Source organism: Specibacter sp. NPDC078709 (assembly GCF_040686795.1).
Lineage (GTDB): Bacteria > Actinomycetota > Actinomycetes > Actinomycetales > Micrococcaceae > Specibacter.
The window spans coordinates 1-15,625 of record NZ_JBFBLU010000008.1; the positions used below are offsets into that span (position 1 = coordinate 1).

12 protein-coding genes are annotated in these 15,625 nt (G+C 61.1%); 5 read left to right on the top strand and 7 right to left on the bottom strand.

The window, feature by feature from the left end:
• Window positions 1–9: 9 nt before the first annotated feature.
• On the bottom strand, window positions 10–192 hold the full coding sequence (locus AB0P14_RS14340) for a hypothetical protein (protein WP_363843536.1): 183 nt from the start codon (window positions 190–192) through the stop codon (window positions 10–12).
• A gap of 108 nt (window positions 193–300) precedes the next feature.
• On the opposite strand from AB0P14_RS14340, the gene AB0P14_RS14345 reads away from it, so the two are divergent.
• Complete coding sequence (locus tag AB0P14_RS14345; RefSeq protein WP_363843956.1) at window positions 301–3,702, top strand: DEAD/DEAH box helicase; 3,402 nt, start codon at window positions 301–303, stop codon at window positions 3,700–3,702.
• Window positions 3,703–3,770: 68 nt separating this feature from the next.
• On the opposite strand, the gene AB0P14_RS14350 is transcribed toward AB0P14_RS14345, so the two are convergent.
• The 4 genes from AB0P14_RS14350 to dnaK all read right to left on the bottom strand — a co-directional run bounded on the left by AB0P14_RS14350 (window position 3,771) and on the right by dnaK (window position 7,875).
• Window positions 3,771–4,247, bottom strand: a complete 477-nt coding sequence (locus AB0P14_RS14350) for a helix-turn-helix transcriptional regulator (RefSeq protein ID WP_363843539.1) — start codon at window positions 4,245–4,247, stop codon at window positions 3,771–3,773.
• A gap of 83 nt (window positions 4,248–4,330) precedes the next feature.
• A complete protein-coding gene (locus AB0P14_RS14355) occupies window positions 4,331–5,314 on the bottom strand; it encodes a DnaJ C-terminal domain-containing protein (protein WP_363843542.1) in 984 nt (327 codons plus the stop codon).
• A gap of 90 nt (window positions 5,315–5,404) precedes the next feature.
• On the bottom strand, window positions 5,405–6,001 hold the full coding sequence (locus tag AB0P14_RS14360; protein WP_363843545.1) for a nucleotide exchange factor GrpE: 597 nt from the start codon (window positions 5,999–6,001) through the stop codon (window positions 5,405–5,407).
• 2 nt (window positions 6,002–6,003) lie between these two features.
• The gene (gene dnaK, locus AB0P14_RS14365) at window positions 6,004–7,875 is read right to left on the bottom strand and encodes a molecular chaperone DnaK (RefSeq protein ID WP_363843548.1); all 1,872 of its coding nucleotides are present in this window, start codon (window positions 7,873–7,875) and stop codon (window positions 6,004–6,006) included.
• 331 nt (window positions 7,876–8,206) lie between these two features.
• Here dnaK and AB0P14_RS14370 point away from each other — a divergent pair, with 331 nt between their 5' ends.
• Window positions 8,207–9,025: a class I SAM-dependent methyltransferase gene (locus AB0P14_RS14370; protein ID WP_363843551.1), complete on the top strand. Its 819-nt coding sequence runs from the start codon at window positions 8,207–8,209 to the stop codon at window positions 9,023–9,025.
• A gap of 44 nt (window positions 9,026–9,069) precedes the next feature.
• Here AB0P14_RS14370 and AB0P14_RS14375 read toward each other — a convergent pair whose 3' ends face one another.
• A complete protein-coding gene (locus tag AB0P14_RS14375) occupies window positions 9,070–10,554 on the bottom strand; it encodes a multicopper oxidase domain-containing protein (protein WP_363843554.1) in 1,485 nt (494 codons plus the stop codon).
• A gap of 126 nt (window positions 10,555–10,680) precedes the next feature.
• Between AB0P14_RS14375 and AB0P14_RS14380 the strand changes: the two genes are divergently transcribed.
• The 3 genes from AB0P14_RS14380 to AB0P14_RS14390 all read left to right on the top strand — a co-directional run bounded on the left by AB0P14_RS14380 (window position 10,681) and on the right by AB0P14_RS14390 (window position 14,050).
• Window positions 10,681–11,301, top strand: coding sequence for a LysE family transporter (locus AB0P14_RS14380; protein ID WP_363843557.1), 621 nt, complete (start codon window positions 10,681–10,683; stop codon window positions 11,299–11,301).
• 99 nt (window positions 11,302–11,400) lie between these two features.
• A complete protein-coding gene (locus tag AB0P14_RS14385; RefSeq protein WP_363843560.1) occupies window positions 11,401–11,886 on the top strand; it encodes a low molecular weight protein-tyrosine-phosphatase in 486 nt (161 codons plus the stop codon).
• The gene (locus AB0P14_RS14390) at window positions 11,879–14,050 is read left to right on the top strand and encodes a chorismate-binding protein (protein WP_363843563.1); all 2,172 of its coding nucleotides are present in this window, start codon (window positions 11,879–11,881) and stop codon (window positions 14,048–14,050) included. The genes AB0P14_RS14385 and AB0P14_RS14390 overlap by 8 nt, the downstream gene beginning before the upstream one ends.
• Window positions 14,051–14,103: 53 nt before the next feature.
• On the opposite strand, the gene cls is transcribed toward AB0P14_RS14390, so the two are convergent.
• Window positions 14,104–15,582, bottom strand: coding sequence for a cardiolipin synthase (gene cls / locus AB0P14_RS14395; protein WP_363843566.1), 1,479 nt, complete (start codon window positions 15,580–15,582; stop codon window positions 14,104–14,106).
• Window positions 15,583–15,625 lie beyond the last annotated feature (43 nt).

Sequence of the window (15,625 nt, forward strand, 5' to 3'; positions counted from 1 at the left end):
TGGCAGGATTCATTTTTCCTCCACGAGGTCCCGGTACTGGGCCTCGTTCTTGGTGGCGGCACGGACATACAACCAAGCGCAGATCCCGATGATGGCTGGGCACGTGCCCAGCCCACCGCCGTCGTACTTTTTAGAGCGGAGAATTTCACCGGACAAGCACATTTTCGGCACAGGGACGAACAGGGTAAACATGCCCGCCAATACTGCGTAGGATTGATAGATGTGGTTCTTGCCCTTGGGCCACCCCCAACCGACAGGTGGAACAGTTCCGTGACGCACTCCTCCGCTGGTTCACGTTTGATGACGCGGATCGCCGAGTTCACCGAGAAGTCCATTGCCGCCGGCCGTGTCTACGCCGACGAGGACCGGGTCAGCAGCATTGTCCTAGAACCGGCCACCGGCCTGCTCTCCGGCAAGGTCCTAGGAACCCAGGTCTACCGGGCCACAGCCAAGTTAGTCCGCGAGCACGACGGCGTCATCGCCTGCCGCGTGGGCATCTGCAACTGCCCCGTGCGGCAAAACTGCAAGCACGTGGTGGCGTTGATTGCCGCAGCCGAGCAGGACCCCTCTTTCACCGATTTCTTTGTTCCTGAGGAAGCTCCGCGGGAACCCACCTTCTTGGAAACCCTGCTGGCCAAAGCTAAGGACAGCAAGGCCGCCCCGGCTCCGGCCCCCGATGCTCCTGCCATGGATTCGTGGGAAGCAGCCCTTTCGGCACTGCTGCCGCCAGCCGCTACCGGCCCCAGTCCGGATACCCCGGCGTTGGGCCTGCAATTTGAACTTCATGTGCCGCCGCCGCGTTTCTCCTACCGGGGCCGTGGCAGCACCGTGCCCTCGCAGCCGGTGCTCAACGTCCGTCCCGTGGTCATGGGAACGCGTGGCAAATGGGTCAAGTCAGGCGTCAGCTGGGCCACCTTGGGCTACCTTTCTTATGGTGGGGCCCACGATCCCACCCAGCTGGAATGGCTCACCGAATTCTTGTCATCGCACAGCCCACGCCAGTTCAATCACGGCAACGCCGGGGCATGGCTGTCACTGAACGACTTTGCCGGCCGGAACCTGTGGCAGCTCCTCGCCACAGCGCACAAGAGCGGCGTTGCCCTGATCCAGTCGGGCTCCGGGGACCCCATTCATGTCAGCAGCCAGGAAGCCACTCTCCAGCTCGATGTCACGCAGGGTGAATCCGGCTCCTTGGACGTTGGTCCGCTGATAGAGCTCGACGGCGCACCTGTCACCGCGGAGGTGGTGGGCCAGATCGGCTCTCCCGTCTACGGCCTGTTCTTCTCCGACCCGCTCGAGCCCGGCACCACGGCTACTTCCAGCACGCCCAACCGCACCGCAGCAGTACGCGGCAACCTCACGTTGGCGCCGCTGCCCGCTGGCACCTCACCGCAGCTCCTGGATTTTGCTTTGCGCAAGGAAACCGTCCATATTCCGGAGCAGGCCAGGGATAAGTTCCTGACCCAGTTTTACCCGCAGCTCAAACAGGCCGCACCGGTGGTCTCAGCCAACAACTCGGTGGAGTTACCGGCTTATGTGGAACCCACACTGTCGCTGTTGGCAGCATACGGCAGCGATCACACCGTGCGGTTGCACTGGGAGTGGCACTATCCCGTAGGTACCCGGGTCACCTCATTGCCGTTGTGGCCCGAACTGGGTGAAACCGCTGTGCGGGACACCGGAGCCGAGGCACGGATCTTGGAGCTCGTCGGCACGCCCTGGGAAGACATTACGGCCATGGGTGTGGCCGCCAACCACGCGTGGGGCGAGCCCACCTTGGCTGGATCTGCAGCTCTGAGCGGCTTAGACACACTCACGTTCACCGAAACTGTCCTGCCCCGGCTGCAAGCCCTGCCCGGCATTAAAGTCGAGACTAGTGGTGACATTGCCAGCTACCGTGAGGTCACAGAAGCTCCCATTGTCACGATTTCCACCAAGGCCACCGATGAGCGGGACTGGTTTGATCTGGGCATTGTGATCACCCTGGAGGGCCAGTACGTCTCCTTCGCGGCCGTGTTCTCCGCCTTGGCCGCCGGGAACACGCGCATGCTGTTGCCCAGTGGCGCCTACTTCTCCTTGGACCGCCCGGAACTGCACCAGCTGCGCGCCCTGATCGATGAAGCCCGCAGTCTCAATGACAACAAGGACGGCCAACTACGGATCAGCCGCTTCCAGGCTGGTTTGTGGGACGAACTGGCTCAGCTGGGCATCGTGGACGAACAGGCGCAGGCCTGGCGTAAGGCTGTCTCCGGCCTGCTCGACGGCGGCCCACCCGAGCCGCTGCCAGCCCCTGTCGGGCTCAATGCCACACTGCGCCCGTACCAGTTAGACGGCTTCAACTGGCTGCACTTCCTCTACAGCTTTGGGCTGGGCGGGGTACTGGCCGATGACATGGGCTTGGGTAAGACCGTTCAGACACTGGCCCTCGTCAGCCAGGTCAAGGCTGAAGACCCGGAGCTGAAATCACCGTTCCTGGTGGTGGCACCTACGTCCGTGGTGGGTAACTGGGCTAGTGAAAGCGTGAAGTTCGCGCCGGAACTGAGGGTAGTTACGGTGTCTGAAACTTTTGCCAAGAGCGGATTGATCTCCGCGGATTTCTTTGCCGGGGCAGACATTGTCATCACCTCCTACGCTCTCTTCCGCATTGATTTTGCCGAATACGCGATGCAGCCCTTTGCCGGACTGATCCTGGATGAGGCCCAGTTTGTGAAGAATCATCAGTCCAAGGCGTACCAGTGCGTACGCAAACTGAAGGTTCCGTTCAAGCTGGCCGTCACGGGTACACCCATGGAAAACAACCTCATGGAACTGTGGGCGTTGCTGTCCATTGTGGCGCCGGGCTTGTTCCCCAGCCCCAAACGCTTCGCCGAGTTCTATCAGCGCCCCATTGAAAAGAATGCCGACTCCGAACTCCTTGCGAAGCTACGTGCACGGGTCAAACCGCTCATGCTGCGCCGCACCAAGGAACAGGTCATTGCAGATCTGCCCGCCAAACAGGAACAAATCCTGGAAGTGGAGCTCAATCCACGGCACCAAAAGATCTACCAGACCCACTTGCAACGTGAGCGGGCCAAGATTCTTGGCCTCCTGGAGGATGTGAATAAGAACCGCTTCACCATCTTCCAGTCATTGACGCTGCTGCGTCAGCTCAGCCTGGACGTGTCACTGGTGGATGAAGACCAGGCGGGTGTGCGCTCCTCGAAGCTGGACGTGCTCTTTGAACAGTTGGAGGACGTGGTTAAGGAAGGCCACCGCGCGTTGATCTTCAGCCAGTTCACCGGTTTCCTGGGCAAGGTTCGGGAGCGGCTCATTGCCGAGGGCATTGACTTCACATATCTCGACGGAGGCACCCGAAATAGGGCCGCCGTCGTGGATGAATTCAAAAATGGTGACGCCCCGCTATTCCTCATCAGCTTGAAGGCCGGTGGCTTCGGGTTGAACTTGACCGAGGCTGACTACGTGTTCATTCTGGATCCGTGGTGGAACCCGGCGTCCGAGGCGCAGGCAGTGGACCGTACCCACCGCATTGGCCAGAAGAAGAACGTGATGGTCTACAGGCTGGTCGCCAAGGACACCATTGAGGAAAAGGTCATGGCTCTCAAGGCCAAGAAATCCCAGCTGTTCTCTGATGTGATGAGCGGGGATTCGCTCTCCGGCGGGGCTTTGACAGCCACAGATCTGGCCGGTTTGTTCCGCGACTGATGGCAGGCAGCTACCTGTTACGGACACAGAAAAGCGCTGATCAGGCAGGCCTGGAACGGCCTAGCTGATCAGCGCTTTTTTGCTGTGATCGACTTTTTAGTGGGCACTCCTTGCGGGCGCCACACCACCATGGCTTGGCTGCGGGGGCGCGGACGTTGGCCTCTTGCTAGGGCCACGATGTCCCCACCCAGCAGCCCCGCGGCAAACACCCGACTGTTGGGACGCGGTGGCCGCGATTCCATCTCAGCCGTGACAGCTTCGAGCGATTCGCTCAGCTCCACGACCTTGGCCCGCAAGGCGGCAACCTGATTCTGCAACTCCATAATCCGCCGGATGCCCTCCAGCGAAACACCTTCTTGGGACAGCCGCTGGACCTCACGGAGCATATTGACATCATGCTGGGAGTATCGCCGGGCCCGGCCAGGTGCCCGGTTGGGCTTAACGATCCCCAAACGGTCGTACTGGCGCAGGGTCTGCGGATGCATATCGGCCAGTTCAGCCGCCACGGAAATCACAAAGATCGGGGCGTACGGGTCAATAATCATTGCAATTTCCTTCCTTCGGTGGAGTGGAGCCGATCATCTGGTGATCGAGCTCGATCACCAGATGAAGTGGGGCCGGGTGGGGATTACAGCTTGGCTTTTTCTGCCAGTCCTGAGCGGGGATCGCCATCGGCAGTGGCTGCCGCGAAGGCACGCACCGCCTCTTCGGCTTCCTTACTGAGCTTTTGCGGAACGGCAACGTCGATCGTGACGAGCAGATCGCCGTCGCCCTTCTTTGACTGCACGCCGGCACCCTTGACTCGCAAAGTGCGGCCCGACGGCGTTCCGGCAGGAACGCGGACGCGGACCGTGTCGCCGGTCAAGGTGGGGACGCTAATATCTGCGCCCAGGGCAGCTTCGGGGAAGCTGACCGGGACGTGGATGCGAATGTTGTTGCCGTCGCGAATAAAGAATTCGTGCGGCTTGACGTTGACAGTGACCATCAAGTCGCCGGGACCGGCTGCCCCTGACTGGCCCTTGCCCTTGACCCGAACCTTCTGACCGTCCTTGATGCCCGCGGGGATACGCACATCGATGACTTCCCCATTGGGCTCGCGCAGACCGATCTTGGTTCCATTGATGGAACCGCCAAAGGAAATACTTGTCGCAGCGGTGCGGTCCGCACCCTTGGTGGGTGTGGGCTGGAAGCCGCCAAAACCGCCTCCACCACCGAACAGGTCCGCGAATTCCGGTGGCAGACCAGAACCGCCAAAGCCGGGATTGCCCCGAGATCCGCCGCGGGGTGCGCCACGGCCGCCGCCGAAGAGGTCACCGAAGACGTCCTCAAAACCGCCACCGCCCTGGCCAGCGCCGCCGGCACTGAAGCGGGCACCGCCACCCATGGCGCGGATGGCGTCGTACTGCTCGCGGTCGTCCTTGCTGGAGAGCACGGAGTACGCTTCGGAGACGTCCTTGAAGGTCTTTTCCGCCTGCGGGTCCCCGGAGTTTGTATCCGGGTGGTACTTGCGGGCCAGCTTTCGGTAGGCCTTTTTGATATCGGCTTCGGAAGCATCCTTGGATACCCCAAGAATCTTGTAGAAGTCTTTCTCTGCCCAGTCCTGACTTGCCAAGACGTCTCCTTTCTAAAGTTTGTGGGTTAATCCCAAGTGTCGAGCCTGCCGAGACCACTGGCCTCGACAGGCTCGACCACTAGGGGTTTGCTACTCCGGAACTGCCACGATTACCTGTGCGGCACGCAGAATGCGATCGCCGGACTTGTAACCGTTGCGCAGGACCTGGCTGACCGTGTCAATTTCAACATCGGCCGAAGGCTGCTGAATCAGCGCCTCGTGAACGGTCGGGTCAAAGGCGACACCAACGGCGTCGACCTTCTCTAGACCATAGGTGGCCAAAGCAGTTTCCAGCTTGGTGGCGATGGCTGCAAACGGGCCTTCGACGATATCGCCGTGAGCACGCCCGGCATCGATGTCATCCAAAACTGGAAGCAGCGAGTTCAGGACACCGATAACAGCCATCTGGCCGGCAACGGCGCGGTCACGCTCAACCCGCTTACGGTAGTTGACGTACTCGGCCTGCAAGCGAAGAAGGTCATTCTTCAACTCGGCAGCCTCGGCGGCATCGCTACCCTGAGCCACGGACTCCTCGGCCGGAACCTCAACACCGTTGAGGATCTCTTCGGCCTGAGAGAGCGCGTCGCCTTCGGTCTCGCCGCGGGTCTCGTTGGGCTTACCCACCGGGTTGGCGGGATCGACAGACTCGTTCTCTGGGACCTCTTCGGGGTTTACGGACTCAGACATGCTTACTTCTTCTCGTCTGCGTCTTCGTCGATGATCTCAGCATCAACGATGTCTTCTTCAGGAGCGCTCTCGGAAGATGCGGCACCTTCGGAAGCACCGGCGTCGGCCGTTGCACCCTCAGCCTGGGCTGCGGCGTAGATGGCCTCGCCCAGTGAAGACTGTGAAGCCTGCAGCTTCTCGAACGCGGTCTTTACGGCTGCGTCGTCGTCGCCTGCAAGAGCGGTCTTCAGAGCGGTGACATCTTCCTTGACGGGGTTCTTGACCTCGTCGGAGAGCTTGTCATCGTTGTCGGCCAGAACCTTGTCAACCGAGTAGTGCAGCTGCTCTGCGGAGTTGCGCAGATCTGCTGCCTCGCGGCGTTCCTTGTCCTCGGCTGCGTGCTCTTCAGCTTCGCGAACCATGCGCTCAATGTCATCCTTGGACAGCGAGGAGCCGCCCGTGATGGTCATGGACTGCTCGACGCCGGTGCCCTTGTCCTTGGCGGACACGTGCACAATACCGTTGGCATCGATGTCGAAGGTGACCTCAACCTGCGGGACGCCGCGCGGAGCCGGAGCAATACCGGTCAGCTCGAACGTGCCCAGCGGCTTGTTGTCGCGAGTGAACTGACGCTCACCCTGGAAGACCTGGATGGCAACCGAGGGCTGGTTGTCATCAGCGGTGGTGAAGGTCTCGGAACGCTTGGTGGGGATAGCCGTGTTGCGCTCGATCAGGTTGGTCATCACACCACCCTTGGTTTCGATACCCAAGGACAGCGGGGTGACATCGATGAGCAGAACGTCCTTGCGCTCACCCTTCAACACGCCAGCCTGCAGTGCAGCACCTACGGCAACAACTTCATCCGGGTTGACGCCCTTGTTGGGCTCCTTGCCGCCAGCCAATTCCTTGACCAGTTCCACGACGGCCGGCATACGGGTGGAGCCACCGACGAGCACGATGTGGTCGATGTCAGAAACCTTGATACCGGCTTCCTTGATGACGTCGTTGAACGGCTTCTTGGTGCGCTCGAGCAGGTCCTTGGTCAGGTCCTGGAGCTTGGCGCGGGTCAGCTGCTCGTCCAAGTGAACCGGGCCGTCAGCGGTAACAGAGAGGTACTGCAGCGAGATGTTGGTGCTGGTAGCCGAGGAGAGTTCCTTCTTGGCCTGCTCAGCAGATTCCTTCAGACGCTGCAGGGCGATCTTGTCCTTGGACAGGTCGATGCCCTTGACCTTGAGCTGGTTCAACAGGAAGTCAACGATGCGCTGATCCCAGTCGTCGCCGCCGAGGCGGTTGTCGCCGTAGGTTGCGCGCACCTGGATGGTGGAGAACTCGTCCTCGTCCTTGCCGACTTCGAGCAGGGAAACGTCGAACGTTCCGCCACCGAGGTCGAATACCAGGATGAGTTCGTCTTCCTTACCCTTTTCCAGACCGTAAGCCAGAGCGGCAGCGGTGGGCTCGTTGACAATACGCAGCACGTTCAAGCCTGCGATTTCGCCGGCTTCCTTGGTGGCCTGACGCTCAGCGTCGTTGAAGTAGGCCGGGACGGTGATAACAGCGTCGGTGACCTTTTCGCCCAGGTAAGCTTCGGCGTCGTTCTTGAGCTTCATCAAGGTACGGGCGGAGATTTCCTGCGCCGTGTACTTCTTGTCGTCGATCGCTACGGTCCAGTCGGTGCCCATGTGGCGCTTGACGGAAGCGATGGTGCGGTCGATGTTGTTGACGGCCTGGCGCTTGGCGATTTCGCCAACCAGAACTTCGCCGGTCTTGGAGAAGGCAACAACTGAGGGGGTGGTGCGACCGCCTTCAGCGTTGGCGATAACGGTGGGCTCGCCACCTTCCAAGACGGATACAACAGAGTTGGTGGTTCCGAGGTCAATACCTACGGCACGTGACATAAGTGGTTCCTTTCATGAGCCGCTGCGAACAGTTCCACCAAGGTGGCGGGGTCGCTCAACCAGCGGTATTGAGCGTTCTGCACTCAACTTTACTCAGACTCGTTTCCATGTCAAATAGAGTTGAGCGCACATGGCTCAACTTTCACGCTGGGCGAACAGGCACGACGCCGGATGGCCGGGTCTTGCGGCACCCGTCCCCTGAAGCCGCGCGCGGTTACATTACAACCACGCGCAGCTCCAGAAGTGGCGCATGGTTACTGACAAACGGTACGCAACTCCAGAGTTGGACAGCTCTGGTGGACGGCGCGGCCCGAGGCGTACGCTCCCCTTTATGACTAAAGAGCCAGCATCCGGGGATGTCTACACGCACGGCCATCACGAAAGCGTGCTGCGGTCCCACACGTCGCGGACTGCTGAAAATTCGGCCCCCTACCTGATCCCGCACCTCACTGCTGGGCTGCGAGTGCTCGATGTGGGCTCGGGTCCCGGCACGATTACGGCAGATTTCGCCCGGCTGGTAGCACCCGGTGCGGTGTTGGGCCTTGACCGTTCTCCGGAAGTCGTGGCAGCAGCAACGGTGTTGGCCCGGGATCAGCAGTTGGCGAACTTGAGCTTTGAGGCGGGCGATGTCTACGCTCTCAACTTTCCCGATGACAGCTTCGACGTTGTGCACGCCCACCAAGTTTTGCAACATCTGACGCATCCGGTGGCCGCCCTCAAGGAGATGCGACGCGTGGCAAAACCGGGCGGCATCGTGGCCGTACGGGACGCCGATTTTCACGGCATGTTTTGGTATCCGAAACGACCCGAAATGGACGAGTGGATGGACTTGTACCAGCAGGTGGCGAGGCACAATCGGGCGGAACCCGACGCCGGGCGACGGTTGTTGCACTGGGCGCAAGCTGCGGGATTTACGGATGTCACGCCGTCGTCCGCTAACTGGCTCTACGCGACACCGGAGCAGCGGGCCTGGTTGGCGGGCGTCTGGGCGGACCGCACAGTAGATTCGGCATTTGCCGAACAAGCCGTGAGCTACGGGCTAGCCAACACGGAATCTCTAGAGCGAATCTCGGCAGGCTGGCGGGACTGGGGTGCCAGCGAGGACGGCTGGTTCATCATGCCCAACGGGGAAATCATCGCCCGCGCCTGAACCCGACTGAGCCCCGCGCATAGCCACACATTGGGCGCGGCAAGCTAGGCGTCCACCACCAGGAACTGGCCCATCATGCCCATGTCTTCGTGCCAGAGCAGGTGGCAGTGGAACATGTAGGGGATCACGGGGTCGGTGAGTTCGCCGAACTGCATGAGCAGCCGGACGGTCACGCCCGGTGGCACGTAGACGGTGTCCTTCCAGCCTGCGAGTTCCGGCGGGGGCGGCTGGTTGTCCACGGTGAGAATCTGGAACTGCACGTCGTGGATGTGGAAGTTGTGCGGCTGGTTGTGGGCGTTGAACACGGTCCAGGCCTGCGTTGACCCGGCCTTGACCTCCAGGTCGATCCGGTCCATGTCCATGTGCTTGCTGTTGATGACGTTGTCACCGAGCTGGAACATCTCCATGTCCCCGGCCAGGGCGGGATCCGGGTACACCACCTCGGCCAGCTTGGCAGGAATCGGGGCGGAAGGCTTCAGCACGGAAGCCGCCTTGAGCTCGAGGATGTCCAAGGTGTCCAGGGAGCCGGACTCTGCGGCGCGCGTCTCCGAAACGCCAAGGTCCTGCGGGAACGAACGCAGCGACACGGTTTCCCCGGGAACCGACGCGACAATGATTTCGGCTCGTTCGCCCGGGGTGAGCATGAGGCGGGTCAGCGGCACGGGCGCCGCCAGGAGGCCGCCGTCGCTGCCGATCATGGTGAATGTGCGGTCATCGGAGAAGCCGAAGTTGTAACTGCGAGCGCTCGAGGCATTGAGCAGGCGCAGGCGCGTGTGCTCCGCCACCACATCCAACATGGGAGCCGCGGTGCCGTTGACCAACACCGTGCTGCCCAACATGCCGACGCCGATCCGGCCTGTCTCAACGAGCTGCCCGACGTCGTTGAACGTCTTGTCCTGGACAATGACCGGGATGTCGTCCACGCCGTAGTCGCGCGGCAGCGCCAGGGCAGCCTCTTCGTCGTCGTCGATAATGAACATGCCGCCGATCCCCTTGTAGACGTGCCGTTCCGTCTGACCGTGCGGATGCGGGTGGTACCAGAGGGTCGCCGCGGGCTGGTCGATGGTCCATGAAGGGGACCATGACTTGCCTGGTTCAACCATTTGGTGCGGACCGCCGTCGGCCGCAGCGGGTAGGCGCATGCCGTGCCAGTGCAAGGTGGTGGGCTCGTCGAGTTCGTTGCTGACATTGAGGCGAATCTCCTCGCCGCGGCGCACTCGCAGCGTCGGCCCCAAAAATGCCCCGTTGACTCCCCAGGTATCGGCTTTCCCGCCGGGCACGATCTCCGTTTGACCGGCTTGTGTCACGAGGTCAAAAACGCGCTGGCCACCCTTGAGTTCCGACTTCGCGAGCGGCGGGACGTGCAGCGGGTTGCGGAAATCAATCTGACCCGCGGTGTCCAGAGGCTTCCGGCCGGTCGGGCCGCCACACCCTGCGAGTGCGGCCATCGCGCCCACACCAAGTCCCAAGGTGGACAGTTGGAGAAAATGGCGGCGGCTGAGACCGAATCGTTGGCTGGGAGCGCTCATTTGCTTCATCATAGTTGCCACTTCTGGGAGGAACCTCGACGGCGGGGGCTCGCGCCGGATGTGTCATATCCCGTTCGATAGCCGCAAGCGGGCGGGCTCGCTGCCCATGGCACGTAAGATGAGCGGGTGCAATTCTCTCTTTGGCTGGCCCTTGCCGGCGCCGGCGCCATGATTTCCCTGACCCCGGGCGCAGGCGCCATCAACACTATGTCCAATGCGCTCACCAGCGGTTTCCGCCGCTCCTTTTGGGGCATTTTGGGCCAGCAGCTGGCTCTCGTGATCCACGTGGTCATCGTGGCAGCAGGCGTGGGCATCATCGTCTCCAACTCCCCATTCCTGTTCATGCTGATTCGCTATGGTGGCGCCGCATATCTGGTGTATTTGGGCATCCGGAAGCTACTGGCAAAGCCAGAAAAGGCCGATGCAGGGGGCGAAACTGCCACGGTGGAGTCTGGTTTCTCGATGTTCCGCCGCGGCTTGTGGGTCAATCTGCTGAATCCGAAGGCGATTGTTTTCTTTTTGGCGTTCATGCCCCAGTTCATCCGTCCCGCCGAGCCACTGCTGCCCCAGTACGTGATCTTGACAGCCACGGTGGTGGCCATTGACATCGTCGTCATGTGGTTCATCTTTGCCGCGGGGGCCAAGCAGCTCAAACACCTCACCACCAGCCCGCGCGGACAGTTGATCCTGAACCGGATCTTCGGCATCTTGTTTATCGTTGTGGGTATCTTGTTGGCACTGGTCTAGCACCACTGACGCTGGACAGCGGAACCGGCAGCCCGGCAGCCCGACGGCCCGACAGCACCGCGCGCCTGCTCCAAAGCACTACGCCGATAGACTGATTCAATGACCACCCCGTACCGGATCCTCACCGTCTGCACAGGCAATATTTGCCGCTCCCCCATGGCTGAATTCATGGTGTCGCATGCTGCTGCGCAGGCCGGCCTGAACGTTGAAGTGGACTCTGCGGGAACCTCGGCGTGGGAGGTGGGGAACCCCATGGATCCGCGAGCTTTAGCTGTCTTGGCCCGCCACGGGATCGAGGCCACAGGCCACACAGCACGCACATTCAACCCGGCTTGGTATGCCGAACGCGACCTGATTCTGGCGCTGGATATTGACCACTACGAGGACTTACGTGCCTTGGCCCCGAACGCGGCGGCCGCTGACAAAGTGCGCATGTTGCGTTCCTTTGACCCCGAAGTTGCCCATGCCGAACCCAAGCAGCAAGGAATTTACGATCCTTGGTACGGCGACGCCAAGGACTTTGACGTCAGCTGGGACCTGATCTCCGCAGCACTCTCCGGCATTGTGGCGCACGCCCGTGGCTAGGCCGGTCATCATCGCAGTGGACGGCCGTTCCGGTGCAGGAAAAACCACTGTTGCTGTTGAATTGGCAGCCCTATTGCGCCGTCACCGCGCTGTGTCGTTGTTCCACCTCGAGGACATCTACCCTGGTTGGGACGGCCTCGCAGGTGGCGTGGAACGCTATATTGATTCCGTTTTGCAGCCCCTTCATCAAGGCCTCCCCGCTACGTGGACCGCGTGGGATTGGGAGGCAAAGCACGACGGCGCCTCCCGGACCACCGCCGTTGCCCCGGTGGTCATTGTCGAAGGTGTGGGTTCCTCGCATGGGCGGGCTGCCGACTTCTTGGATGCGATTATTTGGGTGGATGCCCCCAGCGAGGCCCGAAAAATGCGGGCGCTGGAACGTGACGGCGAAACGTACGCTCCTTTCTGGGACAGCTGGGCCGCGCAGGAGGATCGGCTACTTGGCAATACCGGTGGCACGGACGCCGCTGCCGTGGCTAGCGCAACGGCCGACATCGTGGTCGATGGCAGTAACGGTGTTGCCAATGCCCCGGCCCCCGTCCTCGACGCTCTCACCCAGCTCCCTGCCATGGAACATGTGCTGGGACCCGAACTGGCTCGGCGCCGCGGACTGGAATTTTCCGCCGTCCGCATTGAGGGCCTGCCTCCCGTTGAGGAGCTGTTTCACACAGTGTACGGGCAGTCCCGGAACGCAGTGTGGCTCGATAGTTCCATTGCCCGGATCGACGCAAACGAGGAGCCTGCAAGCGTAGAAACCATAGGGGCCGCCTTGGACGGACCCGGCCCCGTCGGTAAGGATCCAGCAGCGGCCAGATCTAGGTTCTCCATCATGGCCGATGACTTAGGCCGTTTTGGGCAGCTGGCCCGCCACGAAAATGACGTCACCACTGTGACTGCCGGGCAACTCACTACCCGCATCCGCGGACCCTTCTTCAACTGGCTCGATTCGGTGTGGGGCCGGAAAGCTGTCCGGGCACCACAGCATTACCCCGGCGATTTCACGCTCGGCTGGCTAGGCTATCTGGGCTATGAGCTCAAAGCCGAAACCGGTGGGACGGCTGCGCACACCACGGATTCCCTGCCTGACGCCATGCTGCTCTTTGCTGGCCGCGCCGTAGTTCTGGACCACCACGACGATTGCCTGTACGTCTTGACCTTGACCGGCCCGCATCAGCCCGGCGCCGTCGCCGAAGCGGCCAGCTTTCTCGCCTCTGTCCGGGAAGCGGTTCGCACTACGCACGCCGCTTCCCACCCCGCTACACCCACCGCACCAGCCAACCTCCCGGCGTCGAGCATCCACAGTGGCGCGCCCGTTTTCACGGCTCGGGACGGCGAGCACCGGTATAAGGACATGATCGCGGCAGCGCAGGCCCAGATCTACGAGGGCAACTCCTACGAGGTCTGCCTGACAACCACGCTGGAGTCGGCGCTGCCGCAACGGCTCGATTCCTGGACAACGTATCAGGCGTTGAGAAAGCGCAATCCGGCGCCGTTTGCGGCATTTTTGCGCCTAGGCAGATTGAGTATTTGCAGCACGTCCCCTGAACGTTTCCTCCGTATTGATGCCGACGGTTTGATGCGGGCCGAACCGATCAAGGGGACCCGGCGCCGCGACAGTGACCCGGCCGCCGACGCCGCGCTCAAACAGGATCTACTCACCTCGCTCAAGGACCGGGCGGAGAATGTGATGATCGTGGACCTGCTCCGCAACGACCTCTCGCGCTTCGCTCTGCCGAATTCGTTGACCGTGCCGCGGCTGTGTGCGATCGAAAGTTACGCCACCGTGCATCAGATGGTCAGCACCATCGAGGCGCAGCTGGCACCGGGCAATTCGCGCGCGCAGGCCGTGGCCGCCGCCTTCCCCGCCGGGTCCATGACGGGCGCCCCGAAAATCAGCACCATGGCCATCCTGGACGATCTTGAAGCCGGCCCGCGCGGCATTTATTCTGGCGCCATCGGTTACTTTTCGCTCAATGCGGCCACCGATTTATCCGTGGTGATCCGCACCCTGGTTTTCCAAGACACGGACGACGGCGGCACGCACCTTTCGTTGGGGATCGGCGGCGCCATCACGGCCGACTCCGAGGACGATGCCGAATGGGATGAGATTCAGGCCAAGGCGCACGGTGTTTTGTCCACGCTGGGCTCCAACTTCCCGGACTGAATTGCACGATTTTACGATTAGCGCCTAGCTAACCGTAAAATCCGCCGAAGGTGCTACTGAATCGTGGCGGTCAATCGGGCCACGTTGTCCACGTAGCGGGCCAGCACCGGACGGTTCATCCATTCATCGAGTTGCAGTTCTCGGGAGATGGCGCGGTAGTGATCCTCCACTTCATGCATCCGCTTGACCACGTCGCTGTCGATCATCATGACAGTGACTTCAAGGTTGAGGGAGAAACTACGCATGTCCATATTGGAGGAACCGATCACGGCCACGTCAGAGTCCACAGTGAAGTGCTTGGCATGCAGCACAAACGGCTTGGGATACAAATAGATCCGCACCCCGGCTTTCAACAACGCCTCGTAGTAGGAACGCTGGGCATGGTGGACCAGGAACTGATCCCCTACTTCGGAAACAAACAGCTCAACAACAACGCCCCGTTGAGCGGCGGTGGTGATGGCGTATAGCAGTGAATCGTCCGGCACAAAATACGGGCTGGAGATGGTGATGCACTCTTCAGCCGAGTAGAGCAGGGTGTTAAACAAGCGCAGGTTGTTCTCGGTGACAAACCCCGGACCACTGGGAACCACCTGGCAGAGCGAACCGTCGGCGTAGGAATCCCAATGGTGGGTGGCCAGCTGATCCAGCAGGCTTTCTTCGGTCTCGGAGGACCAGTCCGTGGAGAACATGACATTGAGGGTTCCCACAATAGGGCCCTCCAGACGGGACATGAGCTCTACCCATTCGCGCCCAATCTTGCGGTTCTTCTTTTTGCGATAGGAGGGCTCAACGACGTTCTGTGAACCGGTGTACCCCACACGCCCATCGACCACCAGGATCTTGCGGTGGTTGCGCAAGTCGGGTCTGCGCCATTGACCCTTGACGGGTAACAGCGGCAACATGCGGCGCCATTCAATCTGGCTGGCCTTGAGCCGTCGAACCATCCCTCGATAGCCGGGGACTCGTGCCGAGCCAATATGGTCAAACAGCACTCGCACTCGAACACCCCGCGCTGCAGCAGCTTCAAGCTCCGAGAAGAGCCGGTCGGTGCAGTGATCCGAGCTCATAATGTAAAACTCGGCATTAACGTAGTGAACGGCCTTGCTGACATCATCAGCCATCGCGTCAAGCGACTCCTGATAGCCCTCAATGAGCCGGACAGAATTAGCCCCCAGAGCCGGGAAGGAACCGAGATTACGGTTCAACTCAATAGCCGATTTCACCCAGGCCGGGCCCTCATATTCCGGGACCAGTTCTGCAATTTCTTTGGTCCCTTCCACCACTTGACGGTTAACGTCATCCTGCTTCTCCCGACGCCGTCGTGAGAGTCGGAAGTTGCCAAACATGAGGAAGAGGACCAAGCCAATGTAGGGCAGGAAGAAAATGCACAGCAGCCAGGCCATGGCGGTGGTAGGGCGGCGATTACCGGGGATGATGCCGAGCATGACAACACGAATCACCAAGTCAGCGAGCATCAGCAGCGACGTAAGCCAGATGCTGCCGGTTGGAAAACTAAATGCTGTCCAGATCATCCAGTCATCCCCTTTTTTCGCCAGCGCGTCAGCCGCGACCTCA

Bases quoted from the DNA above. Each gene is read 5' to 3' on its own strand.
- cls (WP_363843566.1), bottom strand. From the start codon at position 15,582: ATGATCTGGACAGCATTTAGTTTTCCAACCGGCAGCATCTGGCTTACG.
- AB0P14_RS14375 (WP_363843554.1), bottom strand. From the start codon at position 10,554: ATGAGCGCTCCCAGCCAACGATTCGGTCTCAGCCGCCGCCATTTTCTC.
- AB0P14_RS14340 (WP_363843536.1), bottom strand. From the start codon at position 192: ATGTTTACCCTGTTCGTCCCTGTGCCGAAAATGTGCTTGTCCGGTGAA.
- AB0P14_RS14360 (WP_363843545.1), bottom strand. From the start codon at position 6,001: ATGTCTGAGTCCGTAAACCCCGAAGAGGTCCCAGAGAACGAGTCTGTC.
- AB0P14_RS14370 (WP_363843551.1), top strand. From the start codon at position 8,207: ATGACTAAAGAGCCAGCATCCGGGGATGTCTACACGCACGGCCATCAC.
- AB0P14_RS14385 (WP_363843560.1), top strand. From the start codon at position 11,401: ATGACCACCCCGTACCGGATCCTCACCGTCTGCACAGGCAATATTTGC.
- AB0P14_RS14345 (WP_363843956.1), top strand. From the start codon at position 301: ATGACGCGGATCGCCGAGTTCACCGAGAAGTCCATTGCCGCCGGCCGT.
- dnaK (WP_363843548.1), bottom strand. From the start codon at position 7,875: ATGTCACGTGCCGTAGGTATTGACCTCGGAACCACCAACTCTGTTGTA.
- AB0P14_RS14350 (WP_363843539.1), bottom strand. From the start codon at position 4,247: ATGATTATTGACCCGTACGCCCCGATCTTTGTGATTTCCGTGGCGGCT.